Source organism: Thermostichus sp. MS-CIW-38, assembly GCF_054058415.1.
The window spans coordinates 20,160-33,884 of the sequence record NZ_JBSSAH010000015.1; the positions used below are offsets into that span (position 1 = coordinate 20,160).

At 59.9% G+C, this 13,725-nt stretch carries 10 protein-coding genes; 6 read left to right on the forward strand and 4 right to left on the reverse strand.

What is annotated here, in order from left to right; genetic code table 11:
• Nucleotides 1–5: 5 nt before the first annotated feature.
• Both ACVWXZ_RS07095 and ACVWXZ_RS07100 read right to left on the reverse strand, forming a co-directional pair.
• A complete protein-coding gene (locus ACVWXZ_RS07095) occupies nt 6–1,646 on the reverse strand; it encodes a 2-isopropylmalate synthase (RefSeq protein ID WP_457387587.1) in 1,641 nt (546 codons plus the stop codon).
• Nucleotides 1,647–1,717: 71 nt separating this feature from the next.
• Nucleotides 1,718–2,650 carry an arylamine N-acetyltransferase family protein gene (locus ACVWXZ_RS07100; protein ID WP_457403152.1) on the reverse strand — a complete coding sequence of 311 codons (933 nt, stop codon included), beginning with the start codon at nt 2,648–2,650 and terminating at the stop codon, nt 1,718–1,720.
• A 258-nt stretch (nt 2,651–2,908) separates the two neighbouring features.
• Between ACVWXZ_RS07100 and ACVWXZ_RS07105 the strand changes: the two genes are divergently transcribed.
• The 3 genes from ACVWXZ_RS07105 (at nt 2,909) to ACVWXZ_RS07115 (ending at nt 7,678) form a co-directional block, all read left to right on the forward strand.
• Entirely contained in the window at nt 2,909–3,190 is a 282-nt protein-coding gene (locus ACVWXZ_RS07105) for a MoaD/ThiS family protein (RefSeq protein WP_457482330.1), read from the forward strand.
• 59 nt (nt 3,191–3,249) lie between these two features.
• Nucleotides 3,250–5,388: a polyribonucleotide nucleotidyltransferase gene (locus ACVWXZ_RS07110; RefSeq protein WP_457473827.1), complete on the forward strand. Its 2,139-nt coding sequence runs from the start codon at nt 3,250–3,252 to the stop codon at nt 5,386–5,388.
• A gap of 106 nt (nt 5,389–5,494) precedes the next feature.
• On the forward strand, nt 5,495–7,678 hold the full coding sequence (locus ACVWXZ_RS07115) for a CHASE2 domain-containing protein (RefSeq protein ID WP_457482331.1): 2,184 nt from the start codon (nt 5,495–5,497) through the stop codon (nt 7,676–7,678).
• Between the two features lie 579 nt (nt 7,679–8,257).
• Here ACVWXZ_RS07115 and ACVWXZ_RS07120 read toward each other — a convergent pair.
• Entirely contained in the window at nt 8,258–8,479 is a 222-nt protein-coding gene (locus tag ACVWXZ_RS07120) for a high light inducible protein (RefSeq protein WP_414349692.1), read from the reverse strand.
• A gap of 199 nt (nt 8,480–8,678) precedes the next feature.
• On the opposite strand from ACVWXZ_RS07120, the gene ACVWXZ_RS07125 reads away from it, so the two are divergent.
• The gene (locus tag ACVWXZ_RS07125; RefSeq protein ID WP_414357271.1) at nt 8,679–9,161 is read left to right on the forward strand and encodes a pyridoxamine 5'-phosphate oxidase family protein; all 483 of its coding nucleotides are present in this window, start codon (nt 8,679–8,681) and stop codon (nt 9,159–9,161) included.
• A 66-nt stretch (nt 9,162–9,227) separates the two neighbouring features.
• On the opposite strand, the gene ACVWXZ_RS07130 is transcribed toward ACVWXZ_RS07125, so the two are convergent.
• Nucleotides 9,228–10,181, reverse strand: coding sequence for an alpha/beta fold hydrolase (locus ACVWXZ_RS07130; RefSeq protein WP_457482332.1), 954 nt, complete (start codon nt 10,179–10,181; stop codon nt 9,228–9,230).
• Between the two features lie 183 nt (nt 10,182–10,364).
• On the opposite strand from ACVWXZ_RS07130, the gene ACVWXZ_RS07135 reads away from it, so the two are divergent.
• Together ACVWXZ_RS07135 and ACVWXZ_RS07140 are read left to right on the forward strand one after the other, a co-directional pair.
• A complete protein-coding gene (locus ACVWXZ_RS07135; protein WP_457482333.1) occupies nt 10,365–12,686 on the forward strand; it encodes a spermidine synthase in 2,322 nt (773 codons plus the stop codon).
• Nucleotides 12,687–12,874: 188 nt separating this feature from the next.
• Nucleotides 12,875–13,450 carry an NADPH-dependent FMN reductase gene (locus tag ACVWXZ_RS07140; protein WP_457403188.1) on the forward strand — a complete coding sequence of 192 codons (576 nt, stop codon included), beginning with the start codon at nt 12,875–12,877 and terminating at the stop codon, nt 13,448–13,450.
• Nucleotides 13,451–13,725: the final 275 nt, after the last annotated feature.

Consider the following 13,725-nt stretch of genomic DNA (forward strand, 5'->3'; position numbering starts at 1 on the left):
TTCCCTCAGATCTTCTGGGCAGCAGCCTCGCGCTGGTCAGCCGTCGAGCGTGCCGCATGCAGCGCAGAGTAGAGCTTGTTGAGGGCATTCATGTAGGCTTGGGCCGAAGCGACGATGATGTCGGTGTTGGCGGCATGGCCGGAAAAGATGCGGTCTTCGTGGCGCAGGCGGATGGTGACTTCCCCAATGGCGTCGATGCCGGCAGTAACCGATTGGACAGAAAACTCGATCAGCTTGTTGGGGATATTGACGATGCGGTTGATGGCCTTGTACACCGCATCCACCGGGCCTGTGCCCACGGCAGCGTCCACCCGCTCTTCTCCTTCCGGGGTTACCAGGCGCACCGTGGCAGTGGGAGCCTCTCGATTGCCACACACCACTTGGACATGCTCCAGGCGGTAGAGTTCGGGCACCGGGCGAGTTTCGTCGTTAACAATCGCTTCCAGATCCAGGTCGGAGATTTCTTTTTTCTTGTCAGCCAGCTCTTTGAAGCGCAAGAAGGCCTTGTTCAGATCCTGCTCCGACAGCTCGAACCCCAGTTCTTTGAGGCGGGTGCGAAAGGCGTTGCGGCCCGAGTGCTTGCCCAACACCAAGGTGCTCGATTGCAGGCCGATGGTCTGGGCATCCATGATCTCATAGGTCTGGCGGTTCTTCAACATGCCGTCCTGGTGGATGCCAGATTCGTGGGCAAAGGCGTTGGAGCCGACGATAGCCTTGTTGGGCTGCACCAACATGCCAGTGAGGTTGGAGACGAGGCGCGAGGTGCGATAGATCTCCTGAGTTTTGATGTGGGTGAGGGGCTTCTCGGAGTCCACCGGCAGGCCGAAGTAGGGGTTGAAGTAGCTGCGCCGCACATGCAGGGCCATCACCAACTCTTCCAGGGCTGTGTTGCCGGCCCGCTCACCAATGCCGTTGACCGTCACTTCCACCTGACGGGCGCCCTGCTTAATCGCTTCCAAGAAGTTGGCCACCGAGACGCCCAGATCGTCGTGGCCGTGCACAGAGAGGATCGCTTGCTTGATGTTGGGCACGTTCTCGCGGATGCCCTTGATCAGTTGGCCGAACTCCTCCGGCATGACGTAGCCGACGGTATCGGGGATGTTGATGGTTTTGGCACCCGCCCGAATGGCCGCCTCGATGACCTGGTATAGGAACTCTGGGTCAGAGCGGGTGGCGTCCATCATGGAGAACTCCACATCGTCCACGAAGGACTTGGCGTAGGCCACCATCTCTTCGGCAATTTGCAGCACCTCAGCGCGGGTTTTGCGCAACTGATACTTCAGGTGAATGTCGGAGGTGGAGATGAAGGTGTGGATGCGGGGCTTGGCAGCGGGCTTTAGGGCTGCAGCGGCTGCCTCAATGTCCGGCTTGAGGGCGCGGGCCAGGCTGCAAATCACGGGGCCATCGGGCGTTCCCACCTGCTCGGCCACTTTCTGCACAGCCTCGAAGTCACCGGGGCTGGCATAGGCAAACCCCGCTTCGATGATATCGACGCCCAGCCGGGCCAACTGCCGGGCAATGGCCAGCTTTTCTTCGGTGTTGAGGGTGGCGCCGGGGCACTGCTCCCCGTCTCGCAGGGTGGTGTCGAAAATGAGTACATGATCCAAAGCTTGGCCATCAAACCCGGCGACCGCGGCAGCATCCATAACGGTTACTGGGATAACGAAACACTACCTCATTATTCTGACATTAACTGGGACATTAACTGGCAGGGGTTCTAGCCTTGTTTGGGGAAGATTTGGGTGGGCTCTGTTGAGACGTCATTGGGCTTGGGTCTTGCAACCTTTCCCCTGGGATCCCCAGCGGCGGCAGGAGATGGGGGAAGGCAGATCCCGAAGGCGCAGGCGAGCAGTTGTTTATACTCTTTCTCATCCCTGAGAGGGCGTTCCCAGCGGCCTTCTGGGGTGGTCTCGATCCACTTAAAAGAGCCATTGGCGCGGGCGGTGAGGGTGACCCGTCCGGTCGGAGTGGCCAGGGTGCAAAGGCGCAGCCGGGTAAACATCGATTCTGGCGAAGTTTGGTGAAAGTGGCACATGGGCTCGAACTCCTGCAGGGAGCGTGGGATCCGATCCAGAAGAAACAGAGTTTTCCAGGTGTGATCCGGCTGTTCCTGCTGAACGAGCCAATACCGACGAGCGGTGGGATCCCCTGGCCAAGGGGTGAGGCGGTAGCGTCCTTCAGCCTGGGCCTGAACCCCAGGATCCCCCAGCCGCAACGGCTCGCGAAAGGCCTCCCCATACCCCACATCTGCCAGCCAGGCTTCATCGCCGATGTTCACCTGCACAGCCAAGTGGTCGCACTCAGGTCCAAAGCGGACATCGGACTCCGTCGGAGTAGCGCGAACGGCGCGGCTCACCTGTCCTGAGAGTAGGTGTACCGAAAACCCCATTCCCTGCAAGGCAGCGGCCAGCAGGCTGTTCAGCTCAAAGCAAAAGCCGCCCCGCCGCTCTCGGACGATTTTTTGGAACAAGAAATCCCGCTCCAGGCAAATGGCGCGACCCCGATGAATGTCCAGATTTTCAAACGGCACCCACAGCAGGTGGGCTCGGTGGATCTGGCGGAGGGTTTGCAGGGTGGGCTGGGTGGGGCCAACGTAGCCAATCCGATCCAAGTAGGCCCTGATTTGGGAGGGGGTCAGTGGCTCTAGCATCAGCACAGAAACCGTTTGGCTGCAAACTGCAAAGCAAGCTTTTGACCTACCCTAGCCTTGCCCCGGATCCCCGGCCAGAGCTAAAAGAACAGTTCACTGGAATCTGAAAGACGGCATCTTTTCCCCGGAGCCGATTTTTCTGTGGCTGTAGGGATCCCTGATGAGTAGGAGATGGGCAGAGGATTCTGGTGGACGGCCAGGCCCAAGCTTGCCCAAGATGGTTTACAAGACCGTCCAAAGCAGGTGGGAGCGCTACCGATGGCTGCTGCCCAAAATTTGCCCTCCGATGAGCTTTTTCCCATCACGCTGAAGCTCTTTGCCATCTATCAAGAAGTAATCGGACAAACTGAAATGTGCCTGCAGGTGAGCCCTGGTACCACCGTCGGGCAGCTGTGCGATCAACTGATCCAGCGCTACCCCAGCTTGGCTCCTTGGCGCTCCCAAACCCGTTTCGGTCTCAACCTCAATTTTGTAGCTGCCGACACTCCCCTATCGGCGGGAGACGAAGTCGTTCTGATCCCTCCGGTCAGCGGGGGCTGAAAAGGAGCAAAAGGAGAATGCTACGATAGCGGCAAGAAAAAAAGAAGGCGAAGCGTTACATGGCAGAATACACTCGGTCGATTTCCTTTTATGGGCGGGAAATTGACATCAATATTGGGCTGATGGCCCCCCAGGCGGGGTGCGGGGTTTGGCTGACTTCGGGCGAAACCTCGATTTTGGTTACCGCCACACGGCAGCCAGGCCGGCCTGGCGTTGATTTTATGCCCCTGTTGGTGGATTACGAAGAGCGCCTCTACGCAGCGGGGCGGATCCCAGGGGGATATCTGCGGCGAGAAGGCCGGCCACCGGAACGGGCCACTTTGATCTCTCGCTTAATAGACCGACCCATTCGTCCGTTGTTCCCGGAATGGCTGCGGGATGATGTGCAGGTGGTGGCCACCACCCTCTCTGTAGATGATACGGTGCCGCCCGATGTGTTGTGTATTTTGGGAGCCTCGTTGGCCATTCACGGTGCTCGCATCCCCTTCAACGGCCCGGTGGCGGCGGTGCGGGTGGGCTTGGTCAAGGATGAATTTATCCTCAACCCCACCTATGCCGAAATTGAGGTGGGCGATCTGGATCTGGTGGTGGCCGGCTGTGCCGATGGCGTGATCATGGTGGAAGCCGGGGCCAACCAACTGCCGGAAAAGGATGTGGTGGAGGCCATCGAGTTTGGTTTTGAGGCCATCCAGGAGCTGCTCAAAGCCCAACAGCAAGTCCTGGCGGATCTCAACATCACCCCGGTAGAGCTGCCCCCTCCCCCCAAAAACGAGGAGCTGATTGCCTTTGTAGAAGAGCAGGCTCAGGAGGGCATTCGCTCCATTCTCAGGCAGTTTTTGGACAAGACCAGCCGGGAACAGCAACTGGAGGAGCTCAAGGCCAAGCTGGAGGCCCAAATCCAGGAACGGCCAGAGGGGGATCCCTTGCGGCTCTATCTTCTGGAAAACCCCAAAGAGTTGGACAACCAGTTCAAGGCTCTGCTCAAGAAGCTGATGCGCCAGCAAATCCTGCAAGAGGGGGTGCGGGTGGATGGACGCAAGCTGGACGAGGTGCGACCGGTCTCTTGCCGGGTGGGTTTGATCCCAAGGGTTCACGGCAGTGCCTTGTTCAATCGCGGCCTCACCCAAGTCCTTTCCATCACTACCCTCGGCACCCCCGGCGATGCCCAGGAGCTGGACGACTTGCACCCGGTGGATGAGAAGCGCTACATGCACCACTACAATTTTCCGGGCTTTTCGGTGGGAGAAACGCGGCCTTCACGCTCGCCGGGACGGCGGGAGATCGGTCATGGGGCGCTGGCGGAGCGGGCCTTGGTGCCGGTGCTGCCCAAGGAAGAGGAGTTTCCCTACGTGGTGAGGGTGGTGTCGGAAGTGCTCTCCTCCAATGGTTCCACCTCGATGGGATCCGTCTGTGGCTCTACCCTTTCTCTGATGGATGCCGGGGTGCCGATCAAAGCGCCGGTCAGCGGGGTGGCCATGGGCCTTATTAAGGAGGGGGATGAGGTGCGCATCCTCACCGACATCCAGGGGATCGAGGACTTTCTGGGGGACATGGACTTCAAGGTGGCCGGTACGCGGGCGGGGATCACTGCTTTGCAAATGGACATGAAAATCACCGGCATCACCGTTGACGTGGTGGAGCAGGCCATTCGGCAAGCCAAGGCCGGGCGCGAGTTCATCCTCGACAAGATGCTGGAGACCATTGCCGCCCCTCGACCCCAGTTGGCCAAAACAGCTCCCCGTCTGCTCACGTTCAAGGTGGATCCCGAGGATATCGGCAAGATTATCGGCCCTGGCGGCAAGACGGTGCGCGGCATCACCGAAGCGACGGGGGCCAAGGTGGACATCAGCGACGATGGCACGATCACCGTGTCTTCCTCGGTGGGGGGGCAAGCCGAAGCCGCTCGGGAGATGATCGAAAATCTAGTGCGGCGGGTGGAAGAGGGGCAGGTGTATTTGGGCAAGGTGACCCGCATCATCCCCATCGGCGCTTTTGTGGAGTTTTTGCCCGGCAAAGAAGGCATGATCCACATTTCGCAACTGGCGGAGTACCGCGTCGGCAGGGTGGAAGATGAGGTGGCTGTGGAGGATGAGGTGGTGGTCAAGGTGCGCAGCATCGATCACAAAGGCCGCATCAACCTCACTCGCCTCGGCATTAGCCCTGAGGAAGCAGCGCGGGTGCGCAACCATCACCACTGAGGCTGCGGTTTTCCCCCAGCAACGGGGGCCTCGGCAGCTGCCAGAATGGCAACTAGCTCCGCGTCTGCAGTGCCGTTCGCGTCGGGGTTGCGGAGCACTTTGCAGTATGCCGGATTCTATCCCCCACTTGCTCGCTGGCCAAAGCCCTACTTCTCCGGCTCGACCATCCCCCTCCCGGCGGCGGCTGGGCTGGGCGTTGGCTTGGGGCTTGGGTTGGGCTGCTCTGCTCAACCTTTCTGCTCAGCATCCTTTGTTGGTGCGGATGGAGAGCGACGCCCAGGAGTGGCTGTACGCTTGGCGTGGCCCTCAGCAGCCTTCTCCCGAGGTGGTGATCGTCGGCATTGATGGTCGTATAGGACTCGATCGCGACAGCGGTGCGGAGCACGTTCCCGCTAACGGGAACAGCGGACAGGGGGAAAGCAATGGCCGCACCAGTGGTGCAGAGCACCTTGGCCAAAAGGTTGACTTTCTTCTGGAACGGGCCAACTACGCCGGCCTGACCTTGCGTCTATTGGAAGAAGCCAAGGCCAGGGTGGTGGTGCTGAACCTGCCCAGCAGCTTTGTGGTGCCGCAAAACCTGGGCAACGAGAACTTAGATGCCCCTCTACGTCAGGTGGTACAGCGCTACCCAGATCGCTTGGTCCTGGCCACCCGCAGCAGCGAGAGCTTTGGCCGCTCCGAGATTAACATCTACAACCATTTTCTGCCCTTCTCTTCTCTGCGGCTGGAGTACTTGGTGCCGCCAGAACATGTGCAGGGGGTGGTGCAATATCGGGTGGATAGGGCCGGGATCCTGCGCCAGGCCCAGTTGCGGGGGCTCTACCTGCGCCGCGACAGCCAAGAGGAGCAGATGTTCGCCTCGGTCGAGGCTCTGGCTTTTGCCAAATACGACCCGGAGCGGGCCAGCCGCTGGTTTCGAGAACGGGGTTTGCAGCCGATTCAATTCAACCCCCTCGGCTCCCAGCACGGGATCCCCATCATCCCCATCGAACGGGTTTGCCCTCCAGCTGTTCTCCAGGCAGGATCCGGGTCTGTTGCCCCGATGATCAACCCCAGCCAAGCCTGCCGCGGCCAAGAAGGGATCCCTCCCCTCGATCCCGAAGTTGCCGACCAATTGCGGGACAAAATTGTCCTGGTGGGTTTTGTGGGCGGCTACCCCGAAACCTTCCCAGTGCGGACTGCGGATGGATCCCAGATTGCGGCGGTGGAGTTGCAGGCGCAAATCCTCTCCAGCCTGCTCACCGGAGAGGTCTACCAATCTGTGCCAGAGGGGGTGGCGGCTGCGGTGGTTTTGCTGCTGGGAGTGGGAACGGGACTGCTCTTGGTGCTTTATCGTCCCCCCCTACGTTCGCGTCAGCGGTGCGGAGCACTTTTGAGCCCTTGGGGCTGGAAGCAACAGCAGTTTCTCCTGCGACCCATGGTAGGGCTTGCCGTTTACGAAGGGTGGGCTGTGGCCCAGTTTCTACTGGGGCGTTGGGTTTGGCCTCTCGTCTTGCCGGCCCTGGTCAGTGGGCTAACGGGGGTGAGCCTGCTGCTCACTTTGGTCATTGTGGAGAATCAAGAACGGCTCTTGGCCCAACAGCAGGAATTGGAGCGCCTGCGCCGAGCCGAACAGGAGGCCGCCATTGACCAGGCTCGCAAGCTGCTCTACCGAGTAGCCACCGACATTCACGATCGCGAGCTGCAGGAGCTGAAGGTGGTGATGGACAACTTGGAGAGCTTGCAATGGCAGCAGCACCAGGGAAAAGCTCCCGATCCCACCGTCTACGACCACCTGCTCGAGCAACTGGAGAGGATCGGACGCGGGATCCGGAATCAGCTCAACGATGTGCGCACCCTAGCCGCCAAGCTGCGCATCTCCCCCAGCTTGCGAGAGGGGTTGCATCGCGGCATCGAGATCTATCTGGACGAGCTGATCCAAGCGGGCAGCCTGACGCTGTCTGTGGAGCGCCAACTGCAACCTCTGCAGGAGCCCAACACCGGCGAGTGGTTTGATCAGCGAGAAGACATCTTGCGCTTCTTGCGAGAGGCCATCGGCAATGTCATCGCCCACGTGCAACCCCCCAAAGGCAATGCTTCCTTTGTCAGAGTGTCGCTGGCCCAAACGAATCGCCACTGCTGCCTTTCTGTGGTCAATGACGGCATCGAGTACGCTCCCGGCCTCAGCGGCGGCTACGGCAGCAAGGCCATGAACACCATCGCCCGCTATCTACCCAAGGGATCCTGGCATCGCACCCGCACCCCAGAAGGCCATACCCATGTCGAGCTGCACTGGGAGATGCCGCTCTGAAAGACCTACACAGCACTGAACAGAACAGATTTTTGCTCAGCGCTGTTGCTTTCTTCCTGCTTCAGCAACCCTTGACTAGCGGTAGGTTTTAGACCTACCACCCCGCCAGAGGAGTCTCCACAGGCGTTAGCTTGTCGGGGTGTGGGGTTAGCTAAGCCCCGCACTGTACCCGTAGCGTCAGTGTCGGGATACAGATACCCCCACATGGTGTATGGTGAGAGTAGTTGCACAAAACGGCTTTTGCCGGAATCTGGTGCAGCTACGCGGTGGGACATCCCGTGTCTGCTCGCAGAGGGTTCTTGCGTAGGCTCCCCAATGAAGCGAGAAGCCCACACTGTACCCGTAGGGTCAGTGATGGGAGTATGTCACTTCCCCCAGAGCTTGGGGTACATTTCAAACGGTAGCTGGGGTCTAGAAACATAAACCTAACCACCCGCTCCCTGCACACTCGCACAACTGCCTAGCGTTTGCACATCAGGTTGTAGAGAATTGTGCAGCAAAGTGAGGACTCCGTCCCACTATCGCGAACAGTCAATCGGCGATTAGAGACAGCCCTCTTCCTAGGAAGCGTTCTTTGGCTTATCGGCCCAGGGATTGCAGCCAGCCGAGCAGGGTGGTACCGGACAGAGCTTCAAACAGGATCAGGGCAACAAAGCCGATCATTGCCAAACGCCCGTTCAAGCGCTCTGCATATTCGGTGAAGCCCACGCGGGGGGTGCTGTCCACATACATTTCCGGCTCGATGGCGTAGTTGTTCAGCCGACCACCTTCTTCGACGACAACGGAGCGATATCGGGTCATAGGGTTCTCCTTGTGCTTTCTTCACCAGCGTAGCTCGCTTTGCATAGGATTGTAAAGTTTTATTTACAACGTTGTTGACGCCCAATGTTCCGAGCTGCCGGGCAGAGTTCAACCAGGCCAGGAACAGCCTGTAAGCAGGGTTGTGGCTCTTGTCCCAGTACAGGGGAGCTGATAATAGCAAGGGGACTGGAGGACAACCATGTCGGTGCTGGAACAGTTAAATATGCTGCTGGATGGCCAGCCGGTGGCCAGCTTGGCGGTGCTGGAGCAGGGATCCCCGGCGGTGTCGTTGGTGCCTTTTGTGGTGCAGCGGGATCCCTTGCGCTTTGCCATTGTCATCAGCGATCTTTCTGGCCACACCCAGGCTTTGCGGGCAGATCCCCGTGCCAGCCTGCTCATCCACGAGCCGCCCACCCCAGGGGATCCCCGCAGTAACCATGCCCTGTCGCGGGTGATGGTGAGCGGAGAAGCCCAGTTTCTCAGCCGCGAGGAGGCGCAGGCGCAGGGGTTTGAAGCCCTCTACCGCGCCAAGTACGAGATTGCCGAGATGATCCTGGGCTTGGCGGATTTTCACTTCTGTCAGATCATCCCCAAAGCTGGCAGCTTCATCCAGGGGTTTGGCCAGGCATTCCGGCTGAGCGGCCCCAACCTGGATCGACTGGAGCACCTCGGTCGGGCGTAGGTACGAGGATTCCAAGGGCAGCCCATGCCATTCCCCAGCACGGGGAAGCTCCTGCTGCGCCACTTCCTAGCTCTCCTCTTGCAGGGGGGGTGAGGGGATCCCGGCGGAACGAACTCCTTTTTCAGGTTTTTTGGTGGGATCCCGGATCCAATCCAAAAGCAGCGGGTTGACCAGCTCGGGGGCTTCATCCTGGGGGCAATGGCCAACCCCCGGCAACGGGATGAACCCCACCACGCAAGGAAACTGTGCCAGGGCCCGCCCCAGAGCAATGGGTTCCCAGGGATCCGCTTCCCCCCACAAGATCAAGACGGGACAGGTGAGCTGAGGCAAGAGATCTTCAGCCAAAGGCCCCTGAGAATAGCGCACAAAGGCCAAAAAGACCTCTGCCGCCCCCGGCTCCAAAGCGGGTTTGAGCAAAAGCTGGATCAGCTCCTCGGTAACCGCTTCTTTGCGCCCGTAGGCTTGGAGGAGGATATTGCGAATGGCCCTAGCCTGGGCCACCTGAGCAAAGAAGAAACGACCAAAGGGGGGCCACCCCAGCAGGGATTGCAGCAAAGGGGTAAACTGGCGGCGCAGCCAGGAGACCTGGCCCCGTTTCCGCTCGTGCAATAGCCGCAGCGAGGGATCCAACATCGCTACCCCTAAAACCTGGGCTGGATCCAGAACCGCCGCCTGCAAAGCCACGATGCCCCCAATCGAGTTGCCCACCAGATAGACTGGCTGGCCCACCACCTCTCGGACAAAATCGGCCACCAGGGATCCCCAGGTCTCGAAGGTGTAGGGCAAAGGGGATCCCGGCAGGGGCTTGGCGGATCCCCCAAACCCCAACAAATCAATCGCATACACCTGACAGTGCTGCCCCAGCTCCGGCAAATTTTTCCGCCAATGGTCGCTGCTGGCCCCGAAGCCATGGATGAGCAACACGGCTGGGCCTGCGGATCCCGACTGTTGGTAGCGAATGGGCTGGTCACGCCAGAGCCAGCGATGCTCTGTGTTCGCGTTAGCGCTGTATGGCAACATTGGGAGTGCAGTTTGGGTTTGCGTCAGCGTTGCGATCGTGACATACTTCTGCACTCATGCTGACGCATAGAGTGCGGGGCTTCTCGGCGGTCTAGCTAACCTGAAATGACTGTGAATCCCACCTCAAGCTTCCGGGAGAAAGTGGGCAATACTGGCAGTTGAGGGGTTTGCGGTAGGTCGGCTTTGATTTGGCTGGTTGGCCTCAGCTTGTTTGGCAGCGCTTTTTGCCTCTTTTGGGGACAGTTGCTGCTGGGCAAGTTGCTGTTGCCGCTGTGGGGGGGATCCCCCCTGGTGTGGAATACCTGCCTGGCCTTTTTTCAGGCCACCCTGCTGCTGGGCTACCTGTGGGCAGACCGGCTGGGGCGCGGGCTCAATCCCAGGATGGGGGTGCTAATCCACGGGATCCTGTTGCTGGCCGGTCTGAGGCTTTTGCCCTTTCAATTGGGGATCCCCGGCCAACCGAAAGAAGTGTGGCCCCCTCTCGCTCTGTTGGCAGACTTGACTTTGGGAGCTGGAGTGCCGCTGTTTCTCCTGTCGGCGACGACGCCGTTGCTGCAACGGGGGTTGGCAGCAAGAGGGGGCGCGGAACAACAGGGGATCCCGGATCCCTACTTTCTCTATGTGGCCAGCAATGCCGGCAGCTTGGGCGGGCTGCTGGGGTACCCGCTGTTGTTGGAGCCCCGCCTGTCTTTGGCTGGGCAAACTCACCTGTGGACGGGATCCTACGCGCTGGTGGCAGCCCTGGTGCTGCTAAGCGGGGTGGGTCTGCTGCTCAGTCGCAACAGCGTTGCGGAGCAACAAGAACGCGGGGCAGATTCCCAGGGATCCGGCGCTGCTCCGGGGGATTTGACTGTTTCCTGGCGAGAGCGTTGGCGCTGGGCGGGTCTGGCTTTTTTGCCGGCGGGCCTGTTGGTGGCGGTCACCACCTTGTTGACCACCGATGTGGCGGCAGTGCCCCTGTTGTGGGCCATTCCTCTGGGGATCTATCTGCTGACACTCATGCTGGCTTTCGGGGGGATCCACCCCAATGAGTGGGTTTTGGGAACAACAGCTCTTCTGGCCTGCGGGGCGGTGGGGGTACAGGTCTTGGGCTGGGTGAGGCCCGGTTTTTTGCTTCTGCCGCTGCATCTGATCACCTTTGGGCTGGTGAGCTGGGGCTGCCACAGCCGGTTAGCTTGCCGTCGCCCGCCGGTGAAGCAGTTGACGCAGTTTTACCTGTGGCTGGCTTTGGGGGGGAGTTTGGGGGGAATGTTCTCTGCCCTCTTGGCACCGCAGGTGTTCGAGACGGTGCTGGAATATCCCCTGTTGCTGGGGATGTCGCTGGCCGTGCTGGGGGCGCAGGGGGGGCGGGTGGGCCTGTGGCTGGGGCTGGGGCTGCTCCTGCCTTTGCTGCTGTTGCACTTTCAACCGCAGGCGTTGCTGCAGGTGGGCGCTGGGGTGGGTTTGGCGTTGGGCTGGGCGGTGCTGGCGCTGTTGGTGTCAGGGGAGAGCCGTTCACAGCAGCAGAGCGGAGCCCCTGGCTGGCAGGCCAAGGTCGGTTGGGTGGGAGCAATGGCGGGGTTGGTTGTGCTGCTGGGGCAACCCTGGCTGCAGCCGGGACTGCAGGTGATCCACAGCGAGCGCAGCGCCTTCGGCCTCAACCGGATCGTGGAATACCAAACTGAGCAGGGATCCTTCCGCAGCCTTCTGCACGGCACCACTCTACACGGCAGCCAAAACTTGGATCCGGAAAAAGCGCTGGAGCCGCTGACCTATTTCGCTCGGCCTGGGCCCGTTGGGCAGGTGTTTGCGGCGTTCAGAGCCCAGACTGTGGATCCCACGCCCGCCATTGCGGTGTTGGGGCTGGGGATCGGCACGTTGGCCGCCTATGCCGAGCCAGGGGATGAGTGGACGTTTTTCGAGTTGGATCCCACCGTGGTCGATTGGGCGAGCCGCTATTTTTCCTATCTCCGGTGGGCCCAGACGCGGGCGCGGGTGCAGGTCATCCTCGGTGATGCCCGGCTCAGCCTCAAGGGGATCCCAGAGGGCAGCTATGACCTGATGGTGATGGACGCCTTCAGCTCTGACGCAGTGCCGGTGCATTTGCTCACGCAAGAGGCTTTGGCCCTCTACCTGAGCAAGCTCAAGCCCCACGGCTGGCTGCTCTTCAACATCACCAACCGCCACCTCGACCTGGCCCCGCTGTTGGCTGGCCTGGTCGGATCCCTGCAGCTTCACGCTTGGCACCAAGACCACCGGGATCTCTCCCCTGAGCAACGCCAGGCGGGGCTGGCTCCTTCCCATTGGGTGCTGTTATCGCCGCGCGACGCTTCGACGACCGCCTCAGCAGGGCGGAGCCCTTTGGCCCAAAACTCTGGAGTCCTGCAGGAACTGGATCCCTGGCAGCCCCTTTTGCCCCAGGCCGGGGATCCCGTCTGGCGGGATGACTTTTCCAACCTGCTGCAGGTGATCCGTTGGCCCCGGATCCCTTTGCTAAAGGGTATCCAGATCCCCAGTTTTGGATAGGAATCCGGCTGTTATCGCTTATGCAACGCTTCGGCGAATGCATTAGGGTTGGGGAGCAGAAAAGTTAAAGAAATCTTTACAACTCGGAGTTGGTATGAGTTATGATTGTTTGCAACGTAACTAATGTCTGCTCAGGAACCCGGCTCATGTCTCCTCTGCAAGCCCTTACTGTCGATCCTCAAACCACCATGGCTGAAGCCTCTGAGGCCCGTTTCGTGGCAATCGGGGGCAGCCTGCGGCCCAATTCCTTAACGTACCAGGCGCTGGAGGTGGCGCGGCGCGAGTTTGAGAAGTTGGGGATCCCGTTGCACATCCTCGATCTGCGGCAGATGAAGTTGCCCTTTGTGGATGGCTCGGAGTCCTATGCGGATTATCCCGATGTGGCAGTCCTAAGAGCAACCATGAAGCGGGCGGATGGGATCATCCTAGCCAGCCCGGAGTACCACGGCGGCATCAGCGGCAGCCTGAAAAATGCACTGGATCTGTTGAGTTTTGAGCAACTGGAGGGCAAGGTCTTTGGGTTAATCAGCGTTTTGGGCGGCGAGAGCAACAGCAATACCCTGAACCAGATGCGCTTGATTGTGCGTTGGGTGCATGGCTGGGTGATCCCCGAGCAGATCGCCATCGGTCGGGCTTGGAGCGCTTTTGACGAGCAAGGCAATCTCAAAGACGAGAAGCTACAACAGCGCTTTCAACACTTTGTCCAGAGCTTGGTGACCCATACTCACAAGCTGCGCGGGATCCCAGTGGTGAAGCCTTCCTGAAATTACAGTCATTCCAAACTAGATTGAGACACTCTCCAAGCGTTCCGCGACCAACCCCAGGGAAGTTAGGAAGCCATGAAGGACGGCTGCAGACAGACTACACTGGGGCTGGGTGAGAGATGAAAACCAAATCTTTCACTGCGTCGAGGATGGGGCCCGACGTCGAGAATCCCTGCCCCTTGGGGCGGAGAGTATGCCAAAGTTGTTCCAAACAGCAACAAGTCCGGGCTCTCTTCTTCTCACCTGTTGCCTCAGCGTTGCCCAGCAACAAATAA

Excerpts from the sequence above, each read along its gene's own strand:
- ACVWXZ_RS07095 (WP_457387587.1), bottom strand. The coding sequence starts at position 1,646 with ATGGATGCTGCCGCGGTCGCCGGGTTTGATGGCCAAGCTTTGGATCAT.
- ACVWXZ_RS07100 (WP_457403152.1), bottom strand. The coding sequence starts at position 2,650 with ATGCTAGAGCCACTGACCCCCTCCCAAATCAGGGCCTACTTGGATCGG.
- ACVWXZ_RS07105 (WP_457482330.1), top strand. The coding sequence starts at position 2,909 with ATGGCTGCTGCCCAAAATTTGCCCTCCGATGAGCTTTTTCCCATCACG.
- ACVWXZ_RS07110 (WP_457473827.1), top strand. The coding sequence starts at position 3,250 with ATGGCAGAATACACTCGGTCGATTTCCTTTTATGGGCGGGAAATTGAC.
- ACVWXZ_RS07115 (WP_457482331.1), top strand. The coding sequence starts at position 5,495 with ATGCCGGATTCTATCCCCCACTTGCTCGCTGGCCAAAGCCCTACTTCT.
- ACVWXZ_RS07120 (WP_414349692.1), bottom strand. The coding sequence starts at position 8,479 with ATGACCCGATATCGCTCCGTTGTCGTCGAAGAAGGTGGTCGGCTGAAC.
- ACVWXZ_RS07125 (WP_414357271.1), top strand. The coding sequence starts at position 8,679 with ATGTCGGTGCTGGAACAGTTAAATATGCTGCTGGATGGCCAGCCGGTG.
- ACVWXZ_RS07130 (WP_457482332.1), bottom strand. The coding sequence starts at position 10,181 with ATGTTGCCATACAGCGCTAACGCGAACACAGAGCATCGCTGGCTCTGG.
- ACVWXZ_RS07140 (WP_457403188.1), top strand. The coding sequence starts at position 12,875 with ATGGCTGAAGCCTCTGAGGCCCGTTTCGTGGCAATCGGGGGCAGCCTG.